This is a genomic window from Streptococcus sp. P25B114, from assembly GCF_053010325.1.
Map to the genome: position 1 here is coordinate 21,577 of NZ_JBRKNW010000001.1, position 14,629 is coordinate 36,205.

The 14,629-nt window shown below is 47.0% G+C and carries 12 protein-coding genes; 11 read left to right on the forward strand and 1 reads right to left on the reverse strand.

Annotated features, from left to right (window positions below):
* The first annotated feature begins 47 nt into the window (after positions 1-47).
* From ACVC7T_RS00130 to phaC, 5 genes are all read left to right on the forward strand, one after another.
* Positions 48-716 (forward strand): helix-hairpin-helix domain-containing protein, encoded by a 669-nt coding sequence (locus tag ACVC7T_RS00130; RefSeq protein ID WP_105161158.1) that lies wholly within the window; start codon positions 48-50, stop codon positions 714-716.
* Positions 703-2,934 (forward strand): DNA internalization-related competence protein ComEC/Rec2, encoded by a 2,232-nt coding sequence (locus ACVC7T_RS00135; RefSeq protein WP_447262233.1) that lies wholly within the window; start codon positions 703-705, stop codon positions 2,932-2,934. Before ACVC7T_RS00130 ends, ACVC7T_RS00135 begins: the two co-directional genes overlap by 14 nt.
* Positions 2,935-3,039: 105 nt before the next feature.
* The gene (locus tag ACVC7T_RS00140) at positions 3,040-3,996 is read left to right on the forward strand and encodes a DNA/RNA non-specific endonuclease (RefSeq protein WP_447262234.1); all 957 of its coding nucleotides are present in this window, start codon (positions 3,040-3,042) and stop codon (positions 3,994-3,996) included.
* Positions 3,997-4,429: 433 nt separating this feature from the next.
* Positions 4,430-5,716 (forward strand): poly(R)-hydroxyalkanoic acid synthase subunit PhaE, encoded by a 1,287-nt coding sequence (locus ACVC7T_RS00145; protein ID WP_447262235.1) that lies wholly within the window; start codon positions 4,430-4,432, stop codon positions 5,714-5,716.
* A gap of 19 nt (positions 5,717-5,735) precedes the next feature.
* Positions 5,736-6,806 carry a class III poly(R)-hydroxyalkanoic acid synthase subunit PhaC gene (phaC, locus tag ACVC7T_RS00150; RefSeq protein ID WP_105110511.1) on the forward strand — a complete coding sequence of 357 codons (1,071 nt, stop codon included), beginning with the start codon at positions 5,736-5,738 and terminating at the stop codon, positions 6,804-6,806.
* Between the two features lie 65 nt (positions 6,807-6,871).
* On the opposite strand, the gene ACVC7T_RS00155 is transcribed toward phaC, so the two are convergent.
* Positions 6,872-7,762 carry an alpha/beta fold hydrolase gene (locus ACVC7T_RS00155; RefSeq protein WP_447262236.1) on the reverse strand — a complete coding sequence of 297 codons (891 nt, stop codon included), beginning with the start codon at positions 7,760-7,762 and terminating at the stop codon, positions 6,872-6,874.
* A 193-nt stretch (positions 7,763-7,955) separates the two neighbouring features.
* Between ACVC7T_RS00155 and ACVC7T_RS00160 the strand changes: the two genes are divergently transcribed.
* The 6 genes from ACVC7T_RS00160 to ACVC7T_RS00185 all read left to right on the forward strand — a co-directional run bounded on the left by ACVC7T_RS00160 (position 7,956) and on the right by ACVC7T_RS00185 (position 14,491).
* Positions 7,956-8,357, forward strand: a complete 402-nt coding sequence (locus tag ACVC7T_RS00160; protein WP_105110509.1) for a MaoC family dehydratase — start codon at positions 7,956-7,958, stop codon at positions 8,355-8,357.
* A 126-nt stretch (positions 8,358-8,483) separates the two neighbouring features.
* The gene (locus ACVC7T_RS00165) at positions 8,484-9,413 is read left to right on the forward strand and encodes a nitronate monooxygenase (protein ID WP_447262237.1); all 930 of its coding nucleotides are present in this window, start codon (positions 8,484-8,486) and stop codon (positions 9,411-9,413) included.
* 281 nt (positions 9,414-9,694) lie between these two features.
* Positions 9,695-10,900: an acyl-CoA dehydrogenase FadE gene (gene fadE, locus ACVC7T_RS00170; protein ID WP_105122330.1), complete on the forward strand. Its 1,206-nt coding sequence runs from the start codon at positions 9,695-9,697 to the stop codon at positions 10,898-10,900.
* A gap of 183 nt (positions 10,901-11,083) precedes the next feature.
* Positions 11,084-11,932 carry a 3-hydroxybutyryl-CoA dehydrogenase gene (locus ACVC7T_RS00175; RefSeq protein ID WP_447262238.1) on the forward strand — a complete coding sequence of 283 codons (849 nt, stop codon included), beginning with the start codon at positions 11,084-11,086 and terminating at the stop codon, positions 11,930-11,932.
* Positions 11,933-11,946: 14 nt separating this feature from the next.
* Positions 11,947-13,125 (forward strand): acetyl-CoA C-acetyltransferase, encoded by a 1,179-nt coding sequence (locus ACVC7T_RS00180; RefSeq protein WP_105122332.1) that lies wholly within the window; start codon positions 11,947-11,949, stop codon positions 13,123-13,125.
* A 169-nt stretch (positions 13,126-13,294) separates the two neighbouring features.
* Positions 13,295-14,491 (forward strand): L-lactate MFS transporter, encoded by a 1,197-nt coding sequence (locus ACVC7T_RS00185; RefSeq protein WP_172010144.1) that lies wholly within the window; start codon positions 13,295-13,297, stop codon positions 14,489-14,491.
* Positions 14,492-14,629: the final 138 nt, after the last annotated feature.

Consider the following 14,629-nt stretch of genomic DNA (forward strand, 5'->3'; position numbering starts at 1 on the left):
TGAGTTTTTTCTGTTCTTTTACGCACTTACTAGTTGGAGGTAGTAAAATGAACAATATCCATTCTTATATCGAAATATTGAAAAACTATAAGTGGCAGATTGGTCTGCCGGCTGCGGCAGGGGTCATTTTGACCAGCTTTCTGCTCTTTAGCCAACCCGCCAAATCCGTTGACCAAACAGGTCTAGCTGACTTAACCAGGACAGAGCAGACAAGCTCTGCATCATCTGAGGACCAAACGAAAACAGCATCTAGCTCAACTGAAGTGAGCAGCCAGTTGGTGGTCGATGTCAAGGGAGCGGTGAAAAAGCCGGGGCTCTATACCCTTGAACATGGTAGCCGGGTCAACGATGCCCTGCTGGCTGCTGGTGGATTTTCCCAGGAGGCAGATCAGAAGTCAGTCAATCTGGCTCAGAAGCTGAGCGACGAAGCGGTGGTCTATGTGGCTAGTAAAGGTGAAAATATCTCGGTGGTGGCAAGCAGCAATCCCAGCTCTGCTATGTCCCAAAACCAAGACGACAAGCAAGGTCTAGTTAATCTCAATACGGCGACCGAGGCGGAGCTGCAGACTATTTCAGGCGTCGGGGCCAAACGGGCGGCGGACATTATCGCCTATCGGGAGGCCAATGGTGGCTTCAAGAGCGTCGACGACCTCAATAATGTGTCGGGTATCGGCGACAAGACCCTGGAGAACATCCGGCCTTATGTCACGGTTTAAGCTCCCCTGCCAGCCTATCCACCTGGCCCTTTTAGTCGTCTCCCTATATTTTGTGGTTCATCGCTTTTCGCTTTTGGCAATAGGCCTGCTCAGTTTTCTCTTGGTGGTCTTCTGCTTGCAGCAGGGGCAGAAGGCTTTAGTCAGACTGCTGGCGCTTTTAGGCCTATGTGGTCTCTTCTTCGGATTTCAGTTGTATCAATGGACCAGGGCAGACCAGTCAGCCCCTGAGCAAGTGACGACCCTACTGGTCATTCCAGATACCATTGACATCAACGGAGACAGCCTGTCCTTTCGCGGTCGGGCTGACGGGCGAGTTTACCAAGCCTTCTACAAATTGACAAGTCAAGAGGAGCAGGAAGCTTTTCAAAATCTGTCGGACCTGGTTGAGCTGACGGTAGAGGCTGAGGTGAGCCGGCCAGCCGGTCAGCGTAATTTCAATGGTTTTGATTATGCTGCCTATTTGCGGACCCAGGGCATTTATCGGACGGTCAAGGTTGTGGCTATTTATAAGGTTGACAAGGTTGTGAGCTGGCATCCTCTGGACTGGCTATCTAGCCTGCGAAGAAAGGCTCTGGTCTATGTGAAAACCAATTTCCCTGCTCCCATGAGCCATTATATGACGGGGCTTTTGTTTGGGGAGTTGGATAGCGATTTTGACCAGATGAGTGAGCTCTACTCCAGTCTGGGCATTATCCACCTCTTTGCCCTGTCTGGTATGCAGGTTGGCTTTTTTGTGGACAAATTTCGTTGGATTCTCCTGCGGCTGGGTCTGACCAAGGAGACGGTGGACAAGGTTCAAATTCTCTTTTCACTTGTTTATGCTGGTCTGACAGGCTGGTCGGTTTCTGTCGTCCGGTCTTTAGTACAGAAAATTCTGGGCAATCTGGGGTTGCGGAAGTTGGATAACTTTGCGGTGACGGTCTTTGTCTGCCTGCTCATTATGCCACGCTTTTTACTGACAGCAGGCGGTGTCCTGACCTTTACCTACGCTTTCTTGCTGACAGTTTTTGACTTCGAGGACTTGGGCTGGTTTAAGAAAATTGTGGTGGAAAGTTTGGCTATTTCGGCTGGGATTTTACCTATTCTAATCGGCTATTTTTATTCTTTCCAGCCCCTGTCCATTCTGCTGACCTTTACTTTTTCCTTTGTATTCGATGTCTTGCTCCTACCAGGTCTGTCCTCGATTTTCCTGCTATCGCCCTTGGTCAAAATTACTTGGGTCAATGGATTTTTTGTCCTCTTGGAGAAAATCATTGTCTGGGTGGCGGATTTGGGGTTGCGTCCGTGGATTTTTGGCAAGCCATCACCTCTGGTCTTGCTGGTTTTGCTGGTCGGTCTTTTCTTGCTCTATGATTTTCACAGGCGGAAAAAATGGCTGATTGGTCTCAGCCTGGTCCTCGCTCTGCTATTTTTCATGACAAAACATCCCCTGGAAAATGAGGTGACCATGGTGGACGTGGGGCAGGGAGATAGCCTTTTCCTGCGGGATTGGCGGGGGCGGACGGTGCTCATTGATGTGGGTGGGCGCGTGGATTTTGCAGCCAAGGAGGCCTGGCAGGAGCGGTCGCGCAAGGCCAATGCAGAGCAGACCTTGATTCCTTACCTTCATAGTCGAGGTGTGGGCAGGATTGACAGTTTGGTCTTGACCCATACCGATGCAGACCATGTGGGCGACCTCTTGGCTGTAGCCAAGGCTGTGGAGATTGGAACTATCTATGTGTCGCCGGGAAGTGTGACCGATGCGGACTTTGTGGAGAAGTTGAGGGTGGTCAATGCGCCTGTCAGAGTGGTGCAGGTTGGAGATAGATTGCCGATTTTTGATTCTCATCTGGAGGTGCTTTATCCCAAGCTAGTAGGTGACGGTGGCAATGATGATTCTATCGTGCTTTACGGCAGGCTCTTGCAGGCCAATTTCCTCTTTACGGGGGATTTGGAGCAGAGTGAGCTGGAGCTGGTGGAGACCTATCCCACTCTGCCGGTCGATGTCTTAAAAGCGGGGCATCATGGGTCCAAAGGCTCCTCTTATCCTGAATTTTTGGACCACATCAAGGCCAAGATTGCCCTGGTATCGGCTGGGGAAAATAACCGCTACAAGCACCCTCATCAAGAAACCTTGGAGCGATTTACACATGAAAAAATGCATGTTTATCGGACGGACCAGCAGGGAGCAGTGCGGTTTAGAGGTTTGAGGCAGTGGCGGATTGAAACGGTGAAATAAGATGGGCTAAGCAGACCAAGATGTTTCAGTTTTGTCGTGAATATGAAGCGGTTTCATGATATACTAATGATAGACAGATTTCGTTTATCCTAAGGAGTAGTATGTATGAAACGGTGTATTTTTCGGCTCATCCTTGGCATTCTGACGGTGATTTTCTTTTTCGGCAATGGGCCTGTGACCCTGGCCAATCAAGTGGACTACCAGGGCTTGCAATTACTGCCTTTTACAGGTCAGAAGCAGTTGGTTCTTGGAAAATTTGACCATCTCAGGCGTGCGACATTTGCTCATATTCAATTGCAGGATAAGGATGAACCCAAGAAGCAGCGGGAGCCTCGGATAAAATACAATCCTGTAGGCTGGCACAATTACAAACTGACCTATAACAAGGATGGGAAGAAGGCCTATCTCTTCAATCGTGGCCACCTAATCGGCTACCAGTTCAGCGGCTTGACCGACCAGGGTGAAAATTTGGTTCCTCTGACTGCCTGGACCAATAGTGGTCATTACAAAGGGACCAAGGACACCAATATTGAAGGCATGCTTTTTTATGAAAATCGTCTGGATTCTTGGCTGGCAACCCATCCTAACTATTGGTTGGATTATCGGGTAACTCCGATTTATAGAGGCGATGAATTGCTGCCACGCCAGATTGAGCTCCAATACGTAGGCATAGATCAGGCTGGGAATCTACTGGAGATTCGGCTGGGTAGTGAAAAAGAGATTGTCGATACCTATGGTATTACGCGGGTCGTTTTGGAGAATTATTCTGAGAATGCGGAGATTGACTACTTGACGGGGACAGCCAAGCCTAGTCTGGTACCAACTGAAACGGCAAGTAGCTCGACGACAGCATCTGCATCTAGCCAGCAAGCGACTAATCCAAGCACGGAAGCAAGTCAGGAATTGGCTCCGGTCGTCTATATTGCCCGTAATGGAAAGGCGGATGTTTATTGGTATTCCAAGGATAATATGCCTAAGAATACCAATTGGTCAAAAGTGATTAGCATGTCGGAGCAAGAAGCTAAGGACCTTGGCAAGCGACATACGAGTAAGGAAGAATGATAACTAATGACAGCAGGCTTGTTGATGATGAGCCTGCTTTTTGTTTGCTCAAACCTAGCAAAATTCAATCTAACCATTCTGAAAGAGAGGGAGACCTCTAGAGAAAATCTTTGGAAATCTCTAGAGGCGAATAGACATACTAGCTAGGTTTTAACAAAAAACAACCTTATATATGTTTTTGTTGATTGAGAAAACGAACTGATATTCACTCTTTTTGAATTTGACTGAGTATCAAAAGCTAACTGTGAGTGTCGTATTATTTTTATGTATTAGTTGGCCTACTAGTTGCTATAAAAAACTCTAAGTTGCATTTAGAGCATGACAGCTTGAAATTGAAAACTCTCTATAATAAGATAAGAATTGTAGGTAGACTGTCCCACTTGTCTAACCTGACGGTCCAGGAATTGACCGAATTCTTATAAGGAGGAATCTTATGTCCCAATACGATATGATCAATCAGTGGTTTGAGGCTCAAAAGAAAATGGCTGAGCAGTGGCAAAGTCTGATACCAAAACAGGCTGAAGATGGCCCAAAAGGTATGGCAGATATTTTGACCGCCCAGCAGCAATTCTTCACTGACTATCTCAAATCTTTGAATCCGACCAATGGATTTACCATGCCCTTCCAAACTGGGATGACCAATCCTGCCCTGGATTCTTGGAACAAACTTCAGTCTAGCTGGACAGAACAGATGCAAAAGGCCTATCAAGAAGGACCTCTGGGCAACTACATTTCCCAATTTCCAGATATGAATACCTATTTGGAATTTTACCGCAACCAGTTCAATCCATCCCGTCTCTATGATGCCCTTGATTCGGATTCTTATGCAACCTTGGTCAAGATGATGGATGCCAACAAGCATTTTGTTAGTTTTTATCGCTATTTTGACAACCTTCGTGACCTCTATTCCAAGCCATTTGAAGAAGATGGCAAGGAATGGGTCAACAAGTGGATGTCAGATGGCCAGCAATTTTATGCTGATTTTGTCCAACCCTATATTCCTGCCCAGCTGCGCTCAATCCTAGAAGCGCCTTATCAGCTGACCGGCGCGCTCAAGGATAACTGGTCTCAATTCTTGGGGCCGTGGGCTGAATCCTTCTTTGACCTCAGTCGTCTCTATGTCGAGGGTGCCAATGGAGATCCAGACAAGCTGGCTGGTTTCTTTGACCAGTGGAAGAGCCAGTATGAGCAGACAGTAGCGCCGCTCTTGCGCATTCCAGGCATGGGCAACAACACGGAGAAGATTGAAGCTCAGAACGCCTTCATTGACAATAGTATTCAGTTAATCCTAACAAGTATAGAGTTCCAGCAAAAACTAACCCAAGTAACCAAAAATCGGGCTAAAACTTTAATGGAAGAATTTGCTGAATTGGTTAAAAAGGGTGAGCAACCGCAAACATACAAGGAATTTTATCATCATTGGTCTAATGAAGTAGAAAAAACCTTACAAGAATATTTCTACTCAGATGAATTTTCTCAACTCTTGGCCAAATTTGGTACCGCCAATGCGCAGTTTGTCATTGCCCGCAATAAACTCTTAGAATTAGTCCTGAAAGGCCTGCCGATTGTCCTAGAAAGTGATGCGCGCAGCCTGTATAAAAAGGTTCAAGAGTTGAAACGCGAAGTGACCAAGCTCAAGCGCGAACTCAAGGACATCAAGCAAGGCGCAGAGGCCAAGCCTGCCAAGACCAAGTCCAGCAAGAAAGCTGACAGCAAATAAGTAAGAAGGGAGATGGCCTATGTTTGAGGAATTATTTACCATACCGAAGAAAAATATTCAGGATGCCCTGGAATCCCAACAACGCTTGATTAAGGGCATTGAAACCTTGACCAAGCTGGAACGCCCAAAAGGTGGCGTATCGGAAAAAGAAGTCATCTACGCAGAGGATAAGTTGGTCCTCTATCATTTCAAACCAAAAGTAAAACGACCGCTCAAGACGCCGACCCTGATTTCTTATGCCCTGGTCAATAAATACTACATGCTAGACTTGCAGGAGGGCAATAGCTTTGTGGAAGATATGCTCAATGCGGGGGCGGATCTCTATGTCATCGACTGGGGTTATCCGACCAAGGATGACATGTATATCACCATGGAAGACTATATCCAGGGCTATATGCGCAACTGTGTGGAGGCTGTTTTGGACCATTCTGGTGCCGATAAAATCAACTTTTTCGGCATTTGCCAGGGAGCCAATTTTGCGACTATCTTTACAGCCCTCAATCCTGACTTGGTCAAGAATCTGGTGACTGTTGTGGCGCCGATTGATTTCTCTCCGTGTGATAAGTTGCTCTTCCAGTGGGGCAAATATATGGATGCAGACAGTATGGTCGAAGCCTATGGCAACCTGTCTGGAGAAGTCATGAACAACGGTTTCTTGCTCTTATCGCCTATCAAATTAACCACCAATAAATATTTGGATTTAATTGATAAATTGGACAATGAAAAAGCCATGACCAATTTCTTGGCCCTGGAAAGCTGGATTTTTGACAGCCCTGCCCAGGCTGGAGCGACCATTCGTCAGTTTACCAATGACATGTACCATGATAATAAGCTGGTCAAGGGCGAGCTCAAAATCGGTGATGAAACGGTCAATCTCAAGAATATCAAGCAGCCATTGCTCAATATCATTGCCAATCGGGATGACCAAGTGCCGACTCTGGCTTCTGAACCATTACCGAAATTGGTTGGCTCAAAAGATACGGAGACTGTCTATTATGATTCCGGCCATATCGGCCTCTTTGTCAGCAAGCGGTCTCGCCAACAAGTAATACCAAAACTCATGGATTTCTATAAAACCCATGATGAGTAAAAAGGGCTGGGCTTAAGCCCAGCTCCTTGTCTATAATGGGGAAAGTTGCCAATGTGGCTTGTTCGCTAGAGGAGATGTTTTCTTAGAATGTCTGCTAGCTGATTAGGTTGGTCTGTCTGGATAGAGTGACCAGCATCCATGACATAGAGATGGGCCTGTTGCTTCAAGGTCTGATAGGTCAGAAGAGCAGAGTCCATGCGAACAACCTTGTCCTTGTCCCCGTGGATAATGATGACCGGACAGGTGACATCTTGAATCCGGTTGGTTCCGGCGACCAGGCCGTTTGTCCGATTGGTCATATTGAAGGTGAAGAGGTTGATAAAAATGTCAGAGTAGTTTTGCTGCTGGCACATGGCATCCATATAGGTCTGGTAATCCTGCTCAGAAATCGGGTAGAGTTGGTAGAGGGGGTCCATTATTTTCTTGAGGATACGCTGGTCACGGTTTTGTAAGGCCAACTCGACCTTCTGCAGGACGGGATTCCACTTGGCCATGGCCCGATTGGTCTGGATGAGGAGCGGCAGCAGGCCTAATTGAGGTCGATTGATACCGCTAGGAGACAGGTAGCCCTGTATGCCGATGGAGGCGAGGAGAAATACCTGCTCAACGGCTTGTGGTTTTAGCGCAGCCATTTCCAAGGCAACCCCACCGCCTGTGGACCAACCAAGGATAGCATAGCTAGGGATTGCCAGCACATCCATGAGCTCCACCAAGTCCAGAGCCAATTCCTGCAGGGAATGGACAGGCTGCTGGTAGCTGGAATGCCCGAAACCACGCATGTCTGGAAGAATTAGCTGAAAGTCTCCTTCCAGAGCCTCTGCTAGCTGGTAGAAATGAACCGACGAACTCAGGTTGCCATGCAGGAGAATCAAGGCTGGGCCAGTAGTGCCAGTTCTTGAATAGGCTAGGCGCTCGCCATTTTTCAGTGTATGGTAGTGGATAGGATATGATTTCATATAATAACCCTTTCTTTGACCCCATTATAGTAAAAAATAATAAAAAATCAACTAATACTCTTCGAAAATCAAAACCATCCCTTGTCAAGAGCCTTTCAGCCTGTCGCATTGAAATAAGTTAGTGATAGAGTTCTGCTGGTGGCTAGATTGATTTTCATTGAGGATAAATAAAATGACGAAAAGGAGTAGTACAATGACAAAAGTATTTGAAATTGGGCAGACGGGCCAGTTTGCTAAGACCATTACAGAGACAGATGTGATCCTTTTTGCAGGGATTTCAGGTGATTTGAATCCTGCCCATGTCAACGAAGTTGAGGCTTCACAGGGCATGTTCAAGAAGCGGATTGCCCACGGCATGTTGGGTGCTTCCTTGATTTCAACCGTCTTGGGCATGTATCTGCCTGGTCCTGGCACCATCTATCTGGGACAGGAGTTGAAATTCCTCAAACCCGTTGGAATCGGGGATACCTTGACTGCGACTGCAACCATTACAGCCATTGATGACAAGGGCTGGTTGACCTTGGAGACTATCGTGACCAATCAGGATGGTGTCAAGGTCATAGCTGGTCAGGCCAATGTTATCCCGCCAAAATAGGCTAGTCCAGACACATTACAATTTGTTATGGTTGACATAAGATTTTGTAATAGAAGAAGGATTGAAAAGGGTTTCAATATTTGGTATGATTGTGACAAAGATAACGAAACAGGAGGAATATACAAGATGAATCGTGTTACAGAATTGTTGGGTATCCAGTATCCCGTTTTCCAAGGAGCCATGGCTCAAATTTCTCGTCACCAATTGGTCAGCGCTGTCTCAAACGCTGGCGGTCTGGGTATTCTTGCTTCAGGCGGCATGACGGCAGATGAGGTCCGAGAGGAAATTCGGAAGACCAAGGCCCTGACGGATAAGCCGTTTGCGGTCAATCTGATGTTGATGATGGACAATGTGGCAGAGATTGTGGAAGTCCTGATTGAAGAAGGGGTTAAGGTTGTGACCACAGGTGCAGGTACGCCGAAACCCTATATGCCTCGTCTCAAGGAAGCTGGTATCAAGGTGGTCCCGGTTATTCCAAGTGTCAAGCTGGCCCTCAAAATGCAGGAATTGGGCTGCGATGCTGTAGTGGCTGAAGGGATGGAAGCTGGTGGTCACATCGGCGAAACGGCCTCCATGCCCCTGACGAGACAGGTGGCTGCTGCTCTAGATATTCCTGTGATTTGTGCAGGTGGTGTGGCAGATGGCCATGGTGTGGTCGCAGCCTTTGCCCTGGGAGCAGAAGGGGTGCAGATGGGGACCGTATTCCTCGCGGCAGAAGAATGCCCGATACCAGATAGCTACAAGCAGGCTGTGCTGGATGCGGTAGACACCTCAACTGTCGTGACTGGTCGCAAATTTAAGGCGCCGGTGCGCTGTATCCGCAATGCTATGACAGACAAATATCTGGAAATCGAGGCTCAGGCTACTTCCCGTCATGATCTGGAAGAAATCACCATGGGGGCTCTTGCCAAGGCGGTCAAGGATGGAGATGTTGAAAACGGCTCTCTCATGGCTGGACAAATTGCTGGTCTGGTCAATGACATCAAGCCTGCCAAGGCCATTATCGAGGCAATCTTTACAGAAGCAGATCATGTCTTGAAGAAACTCCACCTCTAATTTTTAATACACTACCAATTTCCTCTTTGGCAGGCTGGATTCAGAATCCGGTCTGCTTTTTTCTTCACAAACTTTCTGTTCTTCCTATTTTTATACTTTCCAAAGTTAGGAATGGTAAGGATTCTTGTGTTTTCCTACTTTGTGAAATTCTATAATCTTCACTTATAGTCGTATTAATTTTTATTAAGTAGATTTTTATGTAATTTCGTTATATTATAATGTTGTCAACAAAATGTAAACGCTTTACAAAAAGCAAAAAATACAAAAAGGAGTCTATTACCATGTCAGTTAAAGAATTAGCTAGAGAGTTGTACCCAGAAGATTTGTTCGGTTATGCCGAAAAATTGACGGAGGGTGAACTGAAAGTCTTGAAACACTTGCGCCAAGAATTAGAAGCACGTGTTCGTCCAGTCTTGATTGACAGCTATGAAAAAGCCCTGCTTCCACGTGAAGAAATCCTGGGAGCATTTGCAGCAGCCAAAATTATGACTCACCCAGATTTGTTCGTTGGTCGCGAAGGATCTTGGAAGGCTGGTGAGCTTTACAACGCCTTCCTCTACCTGGAAATGGCTCGCTTCGATCCGTCTGTTGCAACCTTCTACACAGTGCATGGCGGACTTGGTTACAATACGATTCTCATTGGTGGTAGCCAGGAGCAGATTGAGCGCTTTGGTACACCAGTTCGTAATTTTGAAGCACAGACCTGTTTCGGTTTGACAGAGCCTGACCATGGCTCTGACATTGCAGGTGGTCTTGCAACAACAGCTGAGCGCAAGGGTGATGTCTGGGTATTGAACGGCGAAAAACGCTGGATTGGTGGTGCTAAGACAGCAGACTTTATTCCAATCTTTGCCCGCGATGTGGAAACCAAGAAAATCAAATGTTTCATGGTGAAACAAGGTAGCCCAGGTCTTTCTGTGGAAAACGTGGAGCACAAGATTTCCCTCCGTATCGTAAACAATGGTCACATTACACTCAAAGATGTGGAAGTTCCTGAAGCAGACCGTCTTGTCAATATCAACGGCTATGGTGATGTAGCGAAAATCTTCGTTCGCACACGCGCAGACGTTGCTTACATTGCCATGGGTACAGCGGCTGGTGCCTTCAATGCAGCCCTTCGCTTGACCACAACTCGTGAACAATTCGGTCGCAAACTCGGTGGCTTCCAATTGGTACAGGAAAAATTGGCTCGTATGCAGGCAAATGTGCAGGCAGCCATTGCTTACTCCGCACGCATTGCCGAAATCCAAGAATCTGGCACAGAAGAAATGCTCAATTCTTCACTGGCTAAGCTCCACAACTCTCTCCGCATGAGAGAAACAGTAGCCCTGGCTCGTGAAGTCTGCGGCGGTAACGGTATTACCTACGAAACAGAAGTTGCTCGCTTCTTCACAGATGCGGAAGCTATTTACACCTATGAAGGAACACACGAAATCAATGCCATGATTGTGGCGCGTGAATTGACTGGAATCGGTGCCTTCGTCTAAAACTCACTGAAAATCCATCTCTCGGCTCAAGGCGACAGGCCGCAAACCTCCACTGGAGATTTTCGCTGGTCAAGGCTTTTGAAAAGAGAAATGATTTTCTAAGAGTAAGCAATTCATCTGGGAGTGGGGAATCTCCTGCTCCCAGGATATTGGCTCTAGGGCGAAAGGAAAGGAAAAAGTATAATGGAAATTAAAAATGTTATGGTCATTGGGTCTGGTCAAATGGGCAGCGGGATTGCTCAAGTTTTTGCCCAATCAGGCTTCACTGTCTATCTCAATGATATTAAATTAGAATTTGTTGAACGTGGTCTAGCAGGTATTAAGAAACAATTTGATCGTGCTGTTGGTAAAGAAAAAATGACTCAGGAAGAAGCAGATGCTGCAATGGCAAGACTGATTCCGTCAACAGATTATCAAGATGCGAAACATGTGCAACTCGTCGTTGAAGCTGCAACTGAAAACCGCGATATCAAGCTGAGCATCTTTAAACAATTAAACGAAATTACTGGTCCTGAAACCATCCTGGCATCCAATACCTCCTCCCTGTCTGTGACCGATATTGCTGCTGCTTCAGGTCGTCCGGATAAGGTTTTGGGAATGCATTTCTTCAACCCAGCTCCTCTCATGAAACTGGTTGAGGTCATTCGAGCGATTCAAACCTCACCCGAAACAGCTGCTGCGGTAGAAGAAGTCACTGCAAAAATCAATAAAACAGCGGTGCGCGTGGCGGATTCCTATGGTTTTGTGGTCAACCGTATCCTGATTCCAATGATCAACGAAGCAATCTTTGTCTTGGGAGAAGGCGTTGCCAGTGCAGAAGAAATTGACACAGCCATGAAATTGGGTGCCAACCATCCGATTGGCCCATTAGCTCTAGCTGATTTAATTGGCCTCGATGTTGTTTTGGCTATTATGAATGTCTTGAGCAATGGCTTCGCGGATCCAAAATATCGTCCAGCTCCACTTCTTAAAAAAATGGTGGAATCTGGTAAACTTGGTCGTAAGACTGGTCAAGGATTCTTTACGTATTAGGAAGGGAGAAAAAAATGAGAGAAGCAGTAATTGTAGCAGCTGTTCGAACACCAATTGGCAGTTACGGTGGAAGTTTAAAAGATATATCTGCTGTTGATTTGGGAGTAACTGCTGTCAAAGGCGCACTCGAAAAAATTAACCTTGATCCTACTTTGGTGGATGAAGTGATTTTTGGTAATGTACTTGGTGCAGGTCTTGGACAAAACGTCGCACGTCAAGTTAGTATCAAATCTGGCTTGCCTGTAACGACTCCTTCCTTCACCATTAATAAAGTTTGCGGTTCTGGTCTGAAAACCATCAGCCTAGCAGCCCAAGCTATCCTTTTGGGAGATGCAGATGTTGTCATTGCAGGTGGTACGGAAAATATGAGCCAGGCGCCGTATGTTATTCAAAATCAGCGCTGGGGTTCCCGCATGGGCGACAGCAAAGTGATTGATACCATGCTAAAAGATGGACTAACGGATGCCTTTGAGCCAATGCATATGGGTATCACAGCAGAAAATGTCGCAGCCAAGTACAATATTACCCGTGAAGATCAGGATAGCTTTGCGGTTCGTTCCCAAGAAAAGGCTGTCGCTGCTATCAAGGCAGGTAAATTCAAAGACGAAATCGTACCAGTCCTGATTCCGCAACGTAAGGGCGATCCACTCGTCTTTGACACAGACGAATATCCACGTGAAAATGCCAGCATGGAAGGCATGGCTAAATTGCGCCCAGCCTTCAAGAAAGACGGTACTGTTACTGCCGGAAATGCCTCTGGTATCAATGACGGAGCAGCGGCTATCATTATGATGAGCAGTGAAAAAGCTGCACAATTGGGTCTGCCAGTCCTTGCTACTATCAAATCTTATGCAAGTGCAGGTCTAGATCCAACTATTATGGGTTGCGGTCCTATCTACGCATCCCGTAAGGCTCTGGATAAGGCAGGCTTGTCTGTCAGTGACCTAGATTTAGTTGAAGCCAACGAAGCCTTTGCGTCCCAAGCTTGCGCAGTCAATCGCGAACTAGGACTCAATCCAGATATTGTCAATGTAAACGGTGGTGCCATTGCCCTCGGTCACCCAATCGGAGCGTCAGGCGCCCGTATCTTTGTCACACTTCTACATGAAATGCAAAAACGTGATGCCAAATGCGGTTTAGCAACTCTCTGTATCGGTGGTGGTATGGGGATAGCCGTTATCGTGAGCAGATAGTACTCTTCGAAAATCAAACGCAGACGTTGTTGACTCGACTTGATATGTGAAAAGCTCAGGGTGTGCTTTTCAGCCCGTCGCCATAAAACCATAAGCGTCAGAGTTCTCCGCGTCTTCCTGATTTTCATTGAGTAACTTTCACCATTTGTAGATTATGTGAGGAAAGATTATGAAAAAAACACCAAATCGTTGGGTCATTTTGGCGGCGGCCATCTTGACCAACCTCTCCTTGGGAGCGGGCTATGCCTGGTCCGTTTTCCAAAAAGCTCTCTTGGAAGCCAATGCCGACCAAGGATGGGTACAGGCCCAGACCTCACTGGCCTTTAGTATCTCCTTTGCCATGGTTCCGGTCGGAATGATTATTTTCGGCCCCAAGGTTGATGCCCTCGGTCCTAAGAAATTTGTATTCTTAGGTGGTATCCTCTTTGGTCTGGGCATGTTTGCCACAGGCTTTGCAACCAGCTTGTCGATTCTCTATCTTACCTACGGTGTCATCCTGGGTCTAGGTATCGGGTCTGCCTATGGTGCAGCCACTTCGGTCGCTTCCAAATGGTTCCCTGATAAAAAAGGTCTGGCTGGTGGTTTGACAGCGGCAGGCTTTGGTCTTGGTCCCCTGATTATCGGGCCAGTTGCTAAAGGCATGATTGGCGCCATGGGTGTTTACCGGACCTTCAATGTACTGGGTATTGCCCTCTTGGTGGTCATCTGTGCGTCTTCCCTGGTCATGGAAAAGGCTCCAGCAGCTGCTCCGACACCAGGTGCTGCAGCTCCGACTGGTAAGACCCATAAGGAAATGTTGCGTGAAGGCAATTTCTGGCTACTCTGGTTGATTTACATCCTCGGTGCGACCGGCGGTATGATGATTATCGGTGGTGCCGCATCCATCTCTGACCAATACAAGCTGGTCAGTGAAGCGACATTCTTTGTCATGCTGGTTTCCATCGCCAATACCTTTGGCCGGATTTTCTGGGGAGCCGTGTCTGATAAGATTGGTCGCTACCCGACCGTTGTTGCCATGTTTGCCGCAGTAGCAGGAGGGCTCTTCCTGACAGCGACTTTTAAAGGTGAAGGCAGTGTCCTGGCTATCATCGGTGTCATGCTGGTTGCCCTGTCCTTCGGTGGTTTCCTCGGTTCCTTCCCAGGTATCACTGCTGATAACTGGGGTGTGGCCAATGTAGGTACCAACTACGGCTGGATGTTTACGGCTTACGGTGTGGCTGCTATTGCAGGACCACAGCTGGGTGCTCGTCTGGCTCAAGCCAACAATGGAGACTACTCTATGGCCTTCTATATCGTCATCGGCATGGCCGTGGTCGGAATCTTGCTCCAGCTTTACTACATTGCTAAATCTAAAAAAGCTTCCTAACCTCTAGTGCCCGGAGAAATCTGGGTGCTTTTTTACTTTTTGGGAAAGCGTTCTTGATTACTTTTTGATGGTTGAACAACCTCAATAAATAAGTTGGTTTTCGCACAATTTCTATAAGCCCAGCTAATACGACTATTA